Here is a 16,869-nt window from a genome sequence, read left to right as displayed (position 1 = left end):
CAGGGAGTTGACATGGTATGAAGACAGCCGCGCCCAAAATAACTACAACACGTCTCAAAGCAGGTATGACAGGATGGTTGTTCATATCCATCGCAGTGATCATGATCGCCGCTTTTTATTTCTATCCGATGATTCAGGCGCTTATCTTGTCCTTTAAGACAGGTACAGGGTCTAATCTGAGCTTTAACGGCATTGATAACTACAAGCGACTCTTCTCCGATAAAATGTTTATAACCGCCGTGAAGAATACGTTTATCTATTTAATTTTCCAGGTGCCTTTGATGGTCATTCTGGCTCTGTTCATTTCGGTATTGTTGAATGATAAAAACCTGAAATTCAAGGGCTTTTTCCGCACCGCTATCTTCTTGCCGTGTATCACATCCCTTGTAGCCTATTCCGTTGTCTTCAAGTACCTGTTCTCGTCCGACGGTCTGGTAAACTCCTTATTGCTGAATCTGCACGTGATTGGCACGCCCATCCAATGGATTACAGATCCTTTCTGGGCCAAGGTTACGATTATTATCGCGATCACATGGCGCTGGACTGGTTATAATATGATCTTTTACCTGTCCGGTCTTCAGAACATTGACAGTTCCATCTACGAAGCGGCCCGTATTGACGGAGCTTCCCCGATCCGACAGTTCTTCAGCATTACGGTTCCACTGCTTAAGCCGATTATCCTGTTCACTTCGATTACATCAACGATTGGTACACTCCAACTCTTCGATGAAATTATGAATATTACCAAAGGTGGGCCAGGGAACGCGACATCTTCAATTTCGCAATATATTTACAATCTGTCCTTCAAGTATTCATCCGACTTTGGTTATGCGGCGACCGTATCTTATTCCATCGTCATTATGATCATTATCTTGTCGATTATCCAGTTCAAAGTGGCAGGTGAGAAAAAATGATGAAAACAAAAAGAGCATTTACGTACGCCTTTCTGATCCTTGTGTCGTTCGTTTCGATTTTCCCGTTCCTGTGGATGCTATCCAGCGCCACGAACCTGTCGGTCGATGTGACCAAGGGCAAGCTGCTGCCTGGCTCCCATCTGATGGATAACATGCACAATTTGCTTGAAAAAGTGGACATCGTTACCGCACTCAGTAACTCTGCAAAAGTCTCCATCTCAACTACGCTGCTGGCTATGCTAATCGCGTCATTGGCTGGTTATGGCTTTGAAATTTACAGAAGTAAAGCGAAAGACGTTGTCTTCAATATCCTGCTGATGTCTATGATGATTCCGTTTGCGGCGATCATGATCCCGCTCTACCGGATGTTCGGCAGCATTTCTAATGTCATACCGTGGATCGGTATTGATACGCTCTCTTCTGTCGTCATTCCGACCGTAACTACGGCGTTCCTGATCTTCTTTTTCCGTCAAAGCACCAAGATGTTTCCCAAAGATCTACTGGAGGCAGGTCGTATGGATGGATTGTCCGAGCTGGGTCTGTTCTTCCGGGTATACATGCCTACAATGAAAACAACCTATGCCGCTGCCGCGATCATCACATTCATGTCCAGTTGGAACAACTACCTCTGGCCTCTGATTGTGCTGCAAACGCCGGAAAATCAAACGATTCCGCTGTTGATCTCGAACCTCGGCTCCAGCTATGCACCGGATTACGGTGTCATCATGATCGCCATTGTCCTGTCCACACTTCCGACTGCACTGGTATTTTTCCTGATGCAGAAACACTTTGTAGCGGGCATGGTGGGTTCGGTAAAATAACAGATTTCTGTGTACGTTCTTCATTTCAATTTTAAAAATAAGGAGTGTTCGCCTTGACCATCCAACCCCCTAGTCTGGACTGGCTGACCGACGTAACCAAATTTGCTGTACATCGGCTGCCCGCCTATTCCGATCACAAATATTACGCTACGCTTCAGGAAGCGGAGCAGCAAGCTGATATGGCTTGGCGTCATAGCCTGAATGGGAGCTGGAAGTTTAACTATGCAACAAATCCAGCCAGCCGTCCGGTAGAGTTCTATACTCCTGGCTTTGAGTACGGCGGCTGGAGTGATATTCAGGTGCCGGGTCACATTCAGACGCAAGGCTTTGGCCAAATGCAGTACGTGAATACGATGTATCCGTGGGACGGACATTCGGACGTTCGCCCACCCCATATTCCGGAGGATCACAACCCGGTCGGGAGCTATATCAAAAGCTTCGTTTTGCCGGAAAATATGGCTTCCGACGCGCAGCCTGTGTTCATTTCTTTCCAAGGCGTCGAGTCGGCTTTCTATGTATGGTTGAACGGACAATTTGTCGGTTATAGCGAGGACAGCTTCACGCCGTCTGACTTTGAACTGACACCGTTCTTGCAAGCTGGCGAAAACAAGCTGGCGGTAGAGGTATATCAAAGAAGTACAGGGGCATGGCTGGAGGATCAAGACTTTTGGCGTTTTTCCGGTATTTTCAGAGACGTATATCTCTATACCATCCCTACGGTTCACGTACGTGACCTGCATGCCAAGGCAGATCTGGATGCTTCCTACACACAGGGCCTTCTGGAGCTGAAATTGACCTTGGAAAAACCAGCAACTGCCTATGCAACTGTCGATGTGAAAAATGCTGTCGGCCATGTTGTAGCTTCTTTGAAAGCTGACTTTACGGATGGCACCGCTTCGCTGTCAGCAACCTTGGAGCAAGTGCAGCGCTGGAGCGCGGAGAAACCCTATTTGTACACGTTGTTCATTCAAATTTATGATGCCAGTGGATCGCTCGTGGAAGTTATTCCACAAAAAATCGGCTTCCGTAAATTTGAGTTGATCAACAAGGTCATGCATTTGAACGGCAAACGTATCGTCTTTAAAGGTGTGAACCGCCATGAATTTAACGCTCGCACCGGACGTGCGATTTCCCGTGAAGATATGCTGTGGGATATTCGGACGCTCAAGCAGAATAATATGAACGCTGTCCGCACCTCTCATTATCCAAACCAGACTCTGTGGTATGAGCTATGCGATGAGTACGGAGTCTATGTAATTGATGAAATGAACTTGGAAACACACGGTTCCTGGCAAAAACTCGGTGCCGTCGAGCCATCGTGGAATATTCCTGCCAATCTGCCTGAGTGGCAAGATATCGTCATGGATCGCGCCATTTCCATGCTGGAACGGGACAAAAACCACGCGTCCATTCTGATCTGGTCCTGCGGCAATGAGTCGTATGCAGGCGAAGTGCTGCGCAATGTAGCTAACTATTTCCGAACCACCGATCCGAGCCGTCTAGTGCATTACGAAGGCGTGTTTCATAACCGTACGTACGATGATACTAGCGATATGGAGAGCCGGATGTACGCCAAGCCTGCAGATATCGAGCAATACTTAAACGATAATCCACAAAAGCCGTATATCAGTTGCGAATATATGCATGCGATGGGCAATTCCGTAGGCGGCATGCACAAGTATACCGAGCTGGAAAACAAATACGAGCTATATCAGGGCGGTTTTATTTGGGATTATATTGATCAGGCTGTTATGAAAAAAGATCGCTATGGACGCGAGTACCTCGCGATCGGCGGCGACTTTGACGACCGTGCTACAGACTATGGCTTCTGTACGGACGGAATTGTCTATGCAGATCGGAAGGTTTCGCCGAAGATGCAGGAGGTCAAATTCCTGTATCAAAATCTGAAGCTCACCCCGGATCGCAGCGGTGTAACCATTCGCAATGAAAACCTGTTCGAAGGAACGGGGGACTACGAGCTTGTATACAGCCTGCTGCATGAGGGCCAAGAGATCGCACGTAATGCCATTCATGTGGATGTGGCGGCTCAGACCGAAGCGTATATTCCACTGACGTTCCCAAGCACAGACGAGAAGCCCGGTGAGTACGTCATTCACACCGCTCTGGTTTTGAAGGAAGCGACGCTCTGGGCTGAGGCTGGACACGAAGTGGCCTTCGGACAGCATATTTTCATCGTGGAAGATCCAAATCCGCTGCAGCTCCCTACGGTCGGTGCCTTACGAGTGGTGCATGGCGATGTAAATATTGGCGTTCACGGTGCAGATTTCAGTATCATGTTCTCCAAAGGAGCAGGTAGCCTGACTTCACTTCGCTACGCCGGACGTGAGATGATCGCTACACCTCCTGCTCCATTGTTCTGGCGGGCGACCACAGACAATGATCGGGGAACCGCACTGGGCTTTGAAGCCGGTGGCTGGTTCGCTGCAAGTCTGACACGTAAATGCGTGGGCATCGAGGTCACGGAAGAGCAGACAGACCGTGTAACTGTTGCATTCCGCTACACGCTGAGCATTCATACGGACGCACAGGTAACGGTAGCCTACACCGTCTTGGCAGATGGCAGTCTGAACGTAAAATCGACTTATGAAGGCGTCTCAGGACTGCCTAACCTGCCGATCTTTGCCCTTTCGTTCAAGGTTCCGGCAGACTACCGCCATCTGGACTGGTACGCGATGGGACCGGAAGAGAATTACATCGACCGTGCCTTTGGCGCGAGACTAGGCGTATTCCGCAACGAAGCTGCGGATAACGTATCCGGGTATGTCGTGCCGCAGGAATCCGGCAATCGTACAGGCGTGCGCCGTGTCGATATTACTGATGATTCCCAGCGGGGCATTCGCATTACTGCACCTGCTACCGCACCAGTGGAATGCAACATTTCGCCGTATACAGCGTTCGAGTTGGAAAGTGCATACCATCTGTATGAGCTGCCCAACGTGTACTATACCGTTGTCACCGTAGCTGGCAAGCAAATGGGCGTAGGCGGCGACGATAGCTGGGGAGCCCCGGTACATGAAGAATACCAAATTACAGCCGATCAAATGCTGGAATTCGAGTTCACCGTGCAGCGGATATAAATAAACTCCCCGTATAGGCAAGTATATATAACAAAAGCCCTTCCGCTGCTTCCCTGATGGAAAGCCAGAAGGGCCTTTGCATTTTATCATTCCAATCATACTGTCAGCAGAAAATAAAGTCCTAGGTTGTCGTTGTTTCATTGAATCAACGTTTCCCGTTAGTTCATGGATTAATATACAACTAAAATCCAAACTCTGTTACTCTTTCAAGCCACTCACGCATAAGTGACTCAAATAATAGAGCCTGTTCAATCTGAAGATTATGCCCTGCTCGATCTAAAACGGCGAAGGTTGCTCTAGGATAATTATCTAAAATTCTAAAAGCATCTATGTAACCAACGACTGCATCTTGTCGCCCAAGAGTAAATACTGTTGGTTTATCAAAAACTAATTTATCTATATTGGTGGAAAACCCATAGTTTCTTTGAATCTTGCTAAGAAAACCGTAGTCAGCGATCTTACAACCTGCCACTATCTCTTCAGAATACCTTTTCCAATTATATTCATTGAGAACGACTTGATTTGCGCTAAAATCACTTATTTGCTCTTCACTTAAGGTGCCCATAAACTCGCGATCACAATGAACAACAAAATGCTCGGGCAGTATTCTTCTTTTGTGTTCAGGAATAATTAATGGACAAATCAGAGCAGCTCCACCAATACGATCTTTATGTCTATTAATTATTCCCCTTGTAATATATCCACCGTACGATTCGCCTGCTATGAGATAATCCTCGTTTGGGACAAGAGTTTCAATAAAATTTATAACTGCTTCTAGCATATCATCTGAATTACATATTTGATCGTAATCCTTTGTTTGTCCCATTCCAGGCAGGTCAAGATAGATACGACGCCAATCGGAATTACCTTCAAATATCGGTTCCATGCACCCACTCATTAACCGATGGTCTGGTGTAAAACCATGAATCATTATAATCGGTTTGCCTTTACCAATTTCCTCGTAATATATATTGGCATTCTTGACTTTACAATATGGCATACAGACCCTCCAAAATTGAGTTATTTATAAAATTCTTACACCAAAGAAGAATCTACATTGTTTTATCAAAAAAAACAGATCTCCGGTTCGTTTTGATTATATACTCATATATAACACATGTAAAGAACGCTTGTTCCCTTTTCTTATTTCTAGAGTTAAACTAACCTGCCCGTGAGCTGAATGAAGCAACGTCCGTCTAATACTTTATTTTCCCAGTCTAGAACTTTAGCTAGCTCGTAGCCAGATTGACATACGTTCGCGTGAAATCAAGGTTCTTCAAGTCCCTTTGATCTATAAAAAACTCCAAATACCCCGCGTCCCACCAGCACATACCAACCTCGTCCAAAGAAGAGACCGAGAGCAGAACATGCCAATTTTCCGAAGCCTGATCGTGCTTTTCCCGATTCGTTTGATATTCTTGTAGCTGAGGCAGCACTTCGGATCGTAAATGCTCCGCATAATCCGTACTCCCCCTATGCGTAGCTTGCTCGATTTCCTTATGAATCTGACTCTCACTCTTATGCCAGTTAAACAGAAGACCCTCAAGCCCGTTTCGGCGTAGATAAGCATCCCGCCGGGTGTTCCCTGCAAAAGATTGATGCTGCCCCCACACCGTGTCACTTTGTTCACATACAAGCTCATACAGCTCTTCGTACTGATCTACAAGAATATCTCCTAGCTCACCCTCCGACCGAATGGTAATAATCGGCTGAAAGGAAATCGCATAGGCGGTGAAATCTCGTTGCTCTGCCGAAACCTCTACGCACCCAGCGGGCGGTAATGTTTTCTGCAAAGCGCTGCTGTCACCGTTATAGTAAAAGATTTTATGGTCAATATCATAGGCGGGCTCATCCAGCCCAAGAAAAAAGTATAGTATGCCCTGATGAGGCAATCCCTCAAATGGTGAAAAAGGCAGCTCACTCAAATTAATTTGAGCAATAAACGTATAATATTCCCCGTCTAAATTACAAGGCCACTCTATCGTGGGTGGCAGATCTGGATAGCCGGCGATCCGACTATTTCCAATGTGTTCGTAGTTTTCCTCATGCTCCACATGAAATTGTATAGCAGCTTGAGCTTCCTGATGAATCTCTTCTTTTAACTCTTCATCCAGTGAATACCCTTCCAGTATTCGAGTCAGTTCATCCTTTAATGGTGGTTGTAGCATCTCGCTCGCCCCTTTTTCATCAAGTAATAACATAGCCTGCTACCATTTAAACCCTTCCCTCAGATTACCATATTAAGTGACTCCGTCAATTGACCAAATACTGCACCAGTTGCCTCCTATGGACGGTGGCACCCAACTTTTAGTAGAAATGCACTAGACATTGTTCATAAATGTTTTGTGATAGGCATTCCGGTATTGGGAAGGAGTCATGTGGGCTCTCTTTTTGAACAAACGCATAAAATACTTCTCATCGGTATAGCCTGCCTCTTCGGCAACCTGCTTAATGCTCATATCTGTACGGGAAATCAACTCTTTGGCTTTGTTGATACGAATACTGTGAATGAACTCCAAGGGGCGCATACCTGTGTTTTGCTTGAACAAACGAGAGATATAATCCTTGTTATAATTGAATTTTCGAGCTAAATCCGTCACGGTCAGCGGCTCTTCGGCATGAATTCGGGTCCACTCAATAATTTTGTTAAAACTCACATTCCCCTGTGAATGAGCAGGATTGGAAAGCAAGCGGCTAAGCGCCAGTTCTGATATCTCGATCAGCAGCGAGGTGAACAAATAATTGGCACTGTGATACGTAAGATAATGTGAGTTGGCTACATGCAAAATCTGATTGACGATAATATGAATCCGATCTCCGTTGTCTGCCTGTACACTTTGCGGTAAATAGATATCACGCATCACACCGTGACGCTGCAAAAGCCCATCCAAAGCACTTGTTTCCTGCTTCATTTCCTCATTAGATAGTACATTCGGGATCATGGGAACATCGAAATGAAACCAATAAAATTTCACGCCCGGCAACGATTCCCGGTATCCTTTATGCGTACGACCGGGGTAAAGCAATAGAATATCTCCCTCGCCTACTTCAAAGTCATCCCGTTCCTCTCGTATATATACCGTCTCTTGGACACCCAGGATCAGCTCAAAATTATCAATGGAGCGACTCATATGCTTCCAAGGCACCTCGGAAACAAACTCGCCTGCCGAGATCAGTTGGATCGGAGCATCTACATTTACTTTTAGATAGGTCATGTTATCGCCTCTTTAGATTCATGTTCGGATTTGTCCACCCATTGTATGGTTAAGCTACTGACATACCGCGATTCCAATGCTAATGTAGTGGAGAAATATACACTTTCATCTTAGCTAAGGAGCGATGATTTTGAAAGCTAAAGCTTTTGACTTGCATAAAGTAAGAATTGATTCCAGCCCACTTTTACATGCGATGGAATTGAATACGGCCTACCTGCTGAGTTTGGAACCCGATCGTTTATTATCGCGCTTTCGTGAATATGCGGGACTGGAGCCCAAAGCGGCTCACTATGAAGGCTGGGAAGCGCGTGGCATCAGCGGACATACACTCGGTCACTACCTGTCCGGCTGTGCACTGATGTTTGCCTCCACAGACGACGAAAGACTGTTGGAACGCGTGAACTATGTAGTCGACGAACTGGAAATATGCCAAAACAGTCATGGAAACGGATACATTTCCGGCATTCCACGTGGGAAAGAGATTTTCGAGGAAGTAAAAGCCGGAGATATCCGCTCCCAGGGCTTTGATCTGAACGGTGGCTGGGTGCCGCTATATACCATGCACAAACTTTTTGCGGGCTTGCGTGATGCACATCTGCTGGCGCATCATCCCAAGGCCCTGTCTATAGAAATCAAACTCGGCAACTGGCTGGAGGATGTACTTCAAGGACTGGACGATGATCAGGTGCAGCAGGTGCTGCATTGCGAGTTTGGCGGTATGAACGAGGTGCTGACCGATCTGGCGGAACATTCGGGAGAAGAACGCTTTTTGAGTCTGGCGGAACGCTTTTATCACGGAGAGGTGTTAAATGATCTCGCAGATAGCCAAGATACGTTGGCAGGGCGACATGCCAATACGCAAATCCCCAAAATCATTGGCGCTGCACGGCAATTTGAAATGACGGGGAAACCGCAATATGCGGACCTATCTCGCTTTTTCTGGGATCGGGTGGTTCACAAGCATTCCTACGTGATCGGCGGCAATAGTTATAATGAACATTTCGGTGAACCTGGCAAGCTGAATGACCGTTTGGGCGAAGGTACCTGTGAAACTTGTAACACCTACAATATGCTGAAATTAACAAGACATATGTTCGAGTGGGACGCCTATGCAGCCTATGCCGACTACTATGAACGAGCGATGTTCAATCATATTCTAGCTTCACAGCAGCCTGTAGATGGACGTGTGTGCTATTTTGTATCGCTGGAAATGGGAGGACACAAGTCCTTTAATTCTCAATATGAGGATTTCACATGCTGTGTCGGGTCCGGTATGGAAAGTCACTCCATGTACGGCACTGCAATTTATTTTCACACGCCAGAAGCGATCTATGTCAATCAATATGTCCCTTCTACTGTGACATGGGACGAGATGGGCGTACAGCTCAAACAAGACACTCTCTTTCCGCAAAATGGACGGGGAACGCTGCGCGTTATCAGCAAGCAGCCCAAATCCTTCGCAATCAAGCTAAGATGCCCGCACTGGGCGGAGCAAGGGATGCTGATTAAAATCAACGGGGAAGAGTACGTCACAGAGGCCTGTCCTACCAGCTACGTTGTAATGGAACGGGAATGGAGCAATGGGGATACGATCGAGTACGATATTCCTATGACCGTGAGAGTCGAGGAAATGCCGGATAATCCACACCGAATTGCTTTTATGTACGGCCCGCTTGTACTGGCTGGGGACCTTGGCCCTGTTGAACAGGAGTCCAACGAGGAACGTCTGCTTGCGTCTGTTCTGATCGGATCGACCGATTCCCTGACAACGAAGCTGATTGCTGACGGGAACGAGCCTAATACATTCCATATGACCGACTTAGGCTATATCGGAGACTTGCAGCTTCGTCCGTTTTATCAGATGTATGATCGTTCATATACCGTCTATTGGGATCTCTTTTCCAAGGACGAATGGACAGCAACCGAGGCAGAATATCGTACCGCGTTAGCGTATCAGCTAGAGCTGGAACGACTTACAGTGGACGTTGTGCAGCCTGCCGAAATGCAGCCTGAACGGGATCATGCCTTTACTGGAGAGCATGTAGGTCTAGGGTCCATCTATAACCGCAAATATCGCGATACCTGGCCTGGGGGCTGGTTCTCTTTTGTCATGAAGGTGCTTCCGGATGAGCCTGTCCAATTGGCGGTTACTTATTTGAAGGACTTGAGCCGTCCCCATAGTGACTTTGATATCACTGCGGATGGCCTGATTTTAGGGGAAGGCAAGCTGGAGTCTGAGGAAATGAATAAATTCGAAACGTTCGTCTATGAGCTTCCTCTATCTGTGACGAACCACAAGAATGAAGTTACGATTCAATTCAAGGCCCATCCACAAGGCAAAGTGGCGAAAGTAGCTGGATTACGAGTGATTAGACACTCTATTGTATGATCAATTATCTATATAAATCTACTATTCCGCCTACTGCGTTTTGATGTTCGTTTTTTTAAAGGAAGTTTATAAAACAACAAGCAGACGCTTCTATAAGCTGTCTGCTTGTTCCACTTACTTCCTTATAACTTCGATTCCTCGTCATTGCTTCATGTTCACTTCACAGCATGTTCATTTCGCGGAAACTGTCTCTAATCTTGCGCAGCTCTTGCTGTGCTCGACCATAGCGGGAAGCGTAGGTCCAAGCAAGCACTTGATGATAATGCGAAGGTGTTTCAATCGTGGTCACGTTATACATGGTCAGATTCCCATCTATTTCTCCTTTTAGGGTAAACTCAATGGCAGGATATCCGTTCACCACCATATCTGAAGCGGTCCCCAATTCAGGGTCCGTAATTCCTGACACCAAATGATCCTCAATGATTCCTTTATATTCTTGAAGAGTCATACTGCTGTCAAAATCGCTTTTCGGTTCAGACAATACAATCAGATATCTTTCGGTAAATTCATTTTTAATGGCGATGTCCGCATCCTCATTAATCCTATTATCTCGTGACCAATTCCAGGGAGCCGTAACCGCAAACTGGCTATCCTTACTGGTAAATACCTCAGGCTTCATGATTTGCGTAATGAGCATAGAAATTAAAGATACAGCAAAAACCATTGAAATGATCGTCGTCAGGATGATTGCTCCTGCAATAATCCCGGTTTTCTTTCTGCCCACCTTTCCCAAATCCCTTACCTTAACCACATATGTATTCGCAGCCATATCTCCAATCCGTTGTTTCCGAGGTGTCACCAGCACACATATACCGGCGGGCAGTCCCATGAAAAGCAGCGGATTCGTATCCACCAGATGTATGAGAGTGCGGATCAAGGATTTAACCATGCCTGGCGGCCTTCCTTCTCCATTCACAACCTGAATACGAAGTACAAACTTGCCCAGCGTATAGCCTGTAAGTCCTTCCAGTAACAGATAATAGCAGAAGGAGCCGATCAGGAAGAGCATCACTACCATACCCATATTTGGGGTTTCCGCTTCAGCTACTTTTTCCGTTGTAAAATATACCAGCCCTCCGTACCCAAAGACGATAAGAATGAAGTCAATCATCCAAGCCGCCCATCTTCTGAAAAAAATAGAGGCACCGTATGTTTCTGATAATACTGCCATCTTATCCGGTTCTCGTCGCTGATAACCGCCATTCCTCACAAATTCTCCCGGAGCTACTGTAGATGGATTTTTCAATAAATTAGGTTCTTCCAAATGATACACCCCTGATGTCAATTTAATCCTAGTTAAGTATAGCATCCTTTTTCATCCAATGGAGCAAGCCTGACAGTGCACTGGAGTAAACCGAATCCCGCCGATGAACAAACCACACCTCTAATTTACGATATTCCTCAGGTAAACGATGAGAAGCAATACTTCCCGCCTCCTCTGCCTTTGCAATCGACGATTGTGGCAACATGGACACTCCCAAACCAGAGGCTACTCCACCCAAAATGACTTCCAAGGTTCCGAATTCCATAATCTGATACGCATCCACACCTGCATCGCTCAGAAAACTTTCCGCTCTTGCCCGATGTGTGCAGCCTACATCGAAGAACAGCATAGGCTTGGCAAGCAACTTGCTCATATCACTTTCTCCCGGTTCCGAAATAAGCACCAACTCCTCTTCAAACGCCGCAACATGCTCTATATGCGGATCATCGACGGGGCCATAGACGAACGCTCCATCTAATTCGTAATTTAATACCTTTTGTACGAGATCATGGGTGCTGCCTGTCATAAGCGATAGATGGACATCAGGATATTGAGCGTGATATTCCATCAATAAAGAGGTCAGATGCGTAACCGCCGCCGTCTCAATCGAGCCTAGTCGCAAAGGTCCCGCGGGCTGGTCTGAATATTGAGTGGACTTTACAGCCTCGTCCAGCAAGGTCAGTATGGTATCCGCATATTTCAGCAGATTCTCTCCTGCTGGCGTTAACGTCATTCCCCGGTTAGATCGGCGAAATAGCGGTACGTTCAATTGTGCCTCAAGCTGCTGAATCCGCGAAGTCACATTGGACTGTACATAATTCAAAACTTGCGCAGCCTTCGTGATACTGCCCTCGCGAGCGACGGCCCGAAAAATTTTCAAATCACTGCTTTCCATGTATACGTCACCTGCTTGGTATGATCATTTGTGATACTCACGTTCGATTTTGTCCATTTTACCGGATGCTTGCCGCTCTGTACAATTCAATATATATGCAATTGCATCTAAATTCGCACCACGGGAGGTTTTAAAATGAAAGCCGTGATACATGCCAGCAAAAACGGCCCTGAGGGTCTGATGTATACAGACGTTACGGACAGACAGCCAGGGAACGATGAGGTGAGGGTAAAACTCAAAGCCGCAGGCTTGAACCATCGGGACTTATTCCTCATGGCAGATCGAGCTGCCAACGATGCTCCACTCATTCTCGGATCCGATGGAGCAGGTGTGATCGAGGCTGTGGGTGCTGGCGTCCCAACCTCGCTGGTAGGCACCGATGTAATGATCAATCCATGTATCGGATGGGAGAATACGCATCATGTTCCCTTAGTTCCAGCCATTCTGGGCGGACCTTCGGACGGGACATTCGCTGAATCGGTTATCATCCCCGTCCAAAATGCCGTCAGCAAGCCAGCATACCTTTCATGGGAAGAAGCAGGGGTACTGCCTTTGTCTGCTTTGACCGCTTACCGCGCGCTCTTCACAAGAGGCCAATTGCAGGAGGGTGAGCACGTCCTCATTCCCGGTATTGGCGGTGGTGTAGCCACGTATGCCATGCTTATGGCTTTAGCGGCAGGTGCACGGGTCAGCGTCACATCACGCAGCGAAGCAAAGAGGCAGGCTGCCCTCGCCCATGGCGCTAATCATGCATTCGACAGCCATAGCGGATGGAAAGAAAATATGAACGGAGACACCGTAGATCTGGTCCTTGACAGTATCGGTCCTGCTACGTTCGATAAATATTTGGATGTCCTCAAGCCAAACGGTCGGATTGTTACATTTGGCGCAAGCTCAGGAGATCAAGTAGAGATTCCACTGCGGTCTATATTTTTTACTCAAATCAGTATCATCGGCACCTCTATGGGCAGTGGCGAGGAATTCGCAGCTATGCTTCAGTTCATGGAGCGCCATGCACTCCATCCGATTATAGATAGCGTATTTCCTCTACAAGACACAGCAAAAGCCTTCCACCGTATGCAGCAGGGAGCGCAGTTAGGCAATATAGGAATCAGGATAGAGTAAGGAGTCTGAACGAAGTATAGGAATGGAAAAAAATCCACTACCGTAAAATGCCTTCATCCAGAAGTCAATTTTATGGTAGTGGACCTATTTAGTCGATCAAACGATGCTGGACCCATTTGTTGCCCCGGAAGCGCCAAAGGAAAACGAGTCCCCGCACGCCCCATTCAATATCCATAGCCAACCAGACACCAACAATCCCCAAGTTGAACACAATGCCCAAAATATACCCGAGCACCACCCGACACAACCACATGGACAGCATTGAGGTGAGGGACGTAAATTTTGAATCACCTGCTGCCCTTAGTGCAGAGGGTGTGATAAAGGCAATGGACCAGAGCGGAATCTGGGCCAACGTATTAATCAGTATGACAACAAATATGTCATCTACGATTTCGGCAGGCGGATGAAACAGCCCCACCATCGGCTCAAACAAAGGCATCAGGATTAATCCCATTACAATAAACGAACAAGACGACAGCCAAATAAACGATTTGGTAAACTTGCGGGCATCCTCGACATTTCGACGTCCCATGCATTGACCGACCACGGTTACAATCGTAAGAGCCAAAGCATTCGCAGGGATTTGGAACACGTTAGCTAGGGATGAGCAAATGGCATTCGTCGCCAACGCATTGGTTCCCAGACTCACAATGAAAATTTGGGTTAAAATTTTCCCCCCATTAAAAAACATCTGCTCCGCTGCAAAGGGAAGCCCGATAAACAAAATCTTTTTAAGCATGGCCAGATTAAAGTAAAGCATATCTCTAAGCTGAACACGCAAGTCATCATCTACCCTGACCAAATAGATCAGCGCGCACACTGCTCCTGCATATCTGGACACATTGACGGCAATCGTCATGCCCAGCACACCCATATCCAATACATTAATGAATACCACATTGAGGAGCACGTACGAGAGGTTCATGATGAGAGAAAGAGCCAGCGATGCCCTCGTCTTCCCGATCCCCCTCAGCGCTCCACACACCGCCTCAACGATTGCAATCCCCACAAAAGACATACAACTTCCCAGTAGATATACCTTACCGTTAGCTAATACATCAGGCGAGGCGGAACCAAACAGAACACTCAAAATCGGATTGTACAACACGATCATAAACAAACTGATACATAAGGCCAGCAAGGAAACGGAGGAAATGGTACCGGATGCGGCTTTAGAAACCATGAGGTCGTTACCGCTCCCCTTATACTGTGCCACGACAACCGTTCCCCCGGTAGACACTGCGACAAACACATTAATCAGAAAAATATTCAAAGAATCAATCATATTTACGGCACTGACTGCCGCCATCCCCGACGAGCTAATCATGGCCGTGTTCACCAAATTAAGACCCACGATAAAAGCCTGATCAATCAGCAGCGGGATAAACAGCGCAATCATCTGTCGATAATCAATAGACTCTCCTGAAAAATGCTTATTCAGAAAGCCATGTGTTCTCATCCTTACACTCAGTTGACTCATATCATCACATTCTTTTTCTCAAATTGAAAAAAACCCTTCAACAGAAGAGCCTTCATGGCGAAAAAATGTATAAAGTTGCAAGGCTAGATGTGTCTAGTTCTTGATTCTGTACACTTTTCTCTACATAGAAGTATTGCTCCAAAAGAAAATCCTGTCAATGGTCTTGCTCACATTTGAATAGAAAATAACAGAAAAACCTGCTCAGCTCAGTGAACAGGTTTTGCAGCAGTATTATAACGCCTTAATATGTCATTAAAACCTTGTTAAAAGAATGTCTATGATCTTCTCGCAATCAAATCTTGTTGAATAGAAGCTTCATTCTTTTCGAATTTTTTATAAAAAAACATAGGAATGATCCCGATCAAGAAGATGATAAATGGCAGCCAGATAAAGCTGAACTGAATGCCAGACAACGCCGTAGGGGTTTGAACTTGCCCAGCGATGTAACCGGTGCTGCCCATAATCCATGCTGGCAATAATCCGCCAATTCCGCTACCCGCTTTAATACAGAATGCGCTTCCAATAGAGGTCAGGAAGCCACTTGCCCGAATACCATTTTTCCATTCCCCATAATCGACTGTATCTGACAACATCGCAAACGGCATAGAACATGCAAAGCCTGATCCTAACGCACCAATAATCCAGCCGATAATAATGAGAGTTAAGTCTGTACTTCCCATTAAAATCACGACTTGACCCAGCGCAGCTAATATCAATCCGATAATCATAATCGCATTTTTACTTAATTTTCTGGCAAAAAACGGAATCAGAACCATCGAGATCAACTGTAAGGAGGTCAGTCCATTGATTAAAGGTACTAAGTCCTTACTGTCCAGATTGTATTGCAGATAAAAGATGAGCGTTGCTGAACGAATATTCAAACCGATCCAGTAACACAAGTTGGCAGCTACAACGAGCATCCAGGGCCAGTTTCGTTTGATCGCTGTGAAGCTTTTAGCAATGGGAACGGACTTCGTTTTCACTGCTGCATTTTCTCGCAAATCGGCAAACGCTATGAAAAACATAATAATCGCCATGATTCCAAATAAAACAAGCGTTAAGGAAAATCCTTTTTGATCATTCCCCTGTCCAAAGAAAGCAACCAAAGGTAACGTAAACGTCGTGGCGATGAAGAAGCCCACATTCCCCCCTACCATGCGGAAGGAGTTCAAGACGACGCGTTCATTAGAATTGGTGCTCAGGTTAGGCAGAATAGACGTAATCGGCGTACTAATTCCTGTGTACAGGATGCCGGCTATGATATACGTAATGGCGGCATATGCAATTTTGCCCGACTCACTCCAATTGGGCGTCGTAAACGTAAGGACCATGAACACAGCGAACGGGATTGCTAACCATAGAAAATAGGGTCTGCTCTGGCCGTATTTTGACTTCGTTCGATCAATCAGGATGCCCCAAATCGGGGCATCAATAGCATCAATAAAACGGGTGATAAATAGTAATGTCCCGGCAATCCCGATAGAAAGACCGAATACATCTGTATAAAAATATAATAGATAACTGGAAATGACACAGTACAACAGATTGCCGGCCGTATCCGTTAATGAATAGCTGATTTTACGATGAAAAGGAACGGTACTGGTTGCCTTTTCCGGTGGTTCTGTACTCACAATTCTCGTACTCATGATCTTTCCTCTCCCCATGCGA

The 16,869-nt window shown here is 46.2% G+C and carries 12 protein-coding genes; 5 read left to right on the top strand and 7 right to left on the bottom strand.

Annotation, left to right across the window (positions count from 1 at the left end; genetic code table 11):
- Window positions 1-17: 17 nt before the first annotated feature.
- From NSQ57_RS01170 to NSQ57_RS01160, 3 genes are read left to right on the top strand one after another with little or no spacing between them, the layout of a single operon-like run.
- On the top strand, window positions 18-914 hold the full coding sequence (locus tag NSQ57_RS01170; protein ID WP_342425518.1) for a sugar ABC transporter permease: 897 nt from the start codon (window positions 18-20) through the stop codon (window positions 912-914).
- Window positions 911-1,735 (top strand): carbohydrate ABC transporter permease, encoded by an 825-nt coding sequence (locus NSQ57_RS01165; RefSeq protein ID WP_013308300.1) that lies wholly within the window; start codon window positions 911-913, stop codon window positions 1,733-1,735. Before NSQ57_RS01170 ends, NSQ57_RS01165 begins: the two co-directional genes overlap by 4 nt.
- A 53-nt stretch (window positions 1,736-1,788) precedes the next feature.
- Window positions 1,789-4,833: a glycoside hydrolase family 2 TIM barrel-domain containing protein gene (locus NSQ57_RS01160; RefSeq protein ID WP_165149312.1), complete on the top strand. Its 3,045-nt coding sequence runs from the start codon at window positions 1,789-1,791 to the stop codon at window positions 4,831-4,833.
- 181 nt (window positions 4,834-5,014) lie between these two features.
- Here NSQ57_RS01160 and NSQ57_RS01155 read toward each other — a convergent pair whose 3' ends face one another.
- The 3 genes from NSQ57_RS01155 to NSQ57_RS01145 all read right to left on the bottom strand — a co-directional run bounded on the left by NSQ57_RS01155 (window position 5,015) and on the right by NSQ57_RS01145 (window position 8,048).
- Window positions 5,015-5,833 (bottom strand): alpha/beta hydrolase, encoded by an 819-nt coding sequence (locus NSQ57_RS01155; protein ID WP_069010160.1) that lies wholly within the window; start codon window positions 5,831-5,833, stop codon window positions 5,015-5,017.
- A 229-nt stretch (window positions 5,834-6,062) separates the two neighbouring features.
- The gene (locus NSQ57_RS01150) at window positions 6,063-7,001 is read right to left on the bottom strand and encodes a YwqG family protein (RefSeq protein WP_069010161.1); all 939 of its coding nucleotides are present in this window, start codon (window positions 6,999-7,001) and stop codon (window positions 6,063-6,065) included.
- 153 nt (window positions 7,002-7,154) lie between these two features.
- Window positions 7,155-8,048: an AraC family transcriptional regulator gene (locus NSQ57_RS01145; RefSeq protein ID WP_165149318.1), complete on the bottom strand. Its 894-nt coding sequence runs from the start codon at window positions 8,046-8,048 to the stop codon at window positions 7,155-7,157.
- Window positions 8,049-8,178: 130 nt separating this feature from the next.
- Here NSQ57_RS01145 and NSQ57_RS01140 point away from each other — a divergent pair, with 130 nt between their 5' ends.
- Window positions 8,179-10,437: a beta-L-arabinofuranosidase domain-containing protein gene (locus NSQ57_RS01140; RefSeq protein WP_340884033.1), complete on the top strand. Its 2,259-nt coding sequence runs from the start codon at window positions 8,179-8,181 to the stop codon at window positions 10,435-10,437.
- Window positions 10,438-10,597: 160 nt separating this feature from the next.
- Here NSQ57_RS01140 and NSQ57_RS01135 read toward each other — a convergent pair whose 3' ends face one another.
- On the bottom strand, window positions 10,598-11,746 hold the full coding sequence (locus NSQ57_RS01135; RefSeq protein WP_342425517.1) for an RDD family protein: 1,149 nt from the start codon (window positions 11,744-11,746) through the stop codon (window positions 10,598-10,600).
- A complete protein-coding gene (locus NSQ57_RS01130) occupies window positions 11,730-12,596 on the bottom strand; it encodes a LysR family transcriptional regulator (RefSeq protein ID WP_049816966.1) in 867 nt (288 codons plus the stop codon). The genes NSQ57_RS01135 and NSQ57_RS01130 overlap by 17 nt, the downstream gene beginning before the upstream one ends.
- Before the next feature lie 135 nt (window positions 12,597-12,731).
- On the opposite strand from NSQ57_RS01130, the gene NSQ57_RS01125 reads away from it, so the two are divergent.
- Window positions 12,732-13,721 (top strand): zinc-binding dehydrogenase, encoded by a 990-nt coding sequence (locus tag NSQ57_RS01125; protein WP_342425516.1) that lies wholly within the window; start codon window positions 12,732-12,734, stop codon window positions 13,719-13,721.
- Between the two features lie 88 nt (window positions 13,722-13,809).
- On the opposite strand, the gene NSQ57_RS01120 is transcribed toward NSQ57_RS01125, so the two are convergent.
- Window positions 13,810-15,201 (bottom strand): MATE family efflux transporter, encoded by a 1,392-nt coding sequence (locus NSQ57_RS01120; protein ID WP_069010166.1) that lies wholly within the window; start codon window positions 15,199-15,201, stop codon window positions 13,810-13,812.
- Window positions 15,202-15,476: 275 nt separating this feature from the next.
- Window positions 15,477-16,847, bottom strand: a complete 1,371-nt coding sequence (locus NSQ57_RS01115) for an MFS transporter (protein WP_029516920.1) — start codon at window positions 16,845-16,847, stop codon at window positions 15,477-15,479.
- Window positions 16,848-16,869 lie beyond the last annotated feature (22 nt).

The organism is Paenibacillus sp. FSL L8-0502, assembly GCF_038593055.1.
Lineage (GTDB): Bacteria > Bacillota > Bacilli > Paenibacillales > Paenibacillaceae > Paenibacillus > Paenibacillus polymyxa_D.
This window is presented reverse-complemented; position numbering and strand designations above follow the sequence as displayed.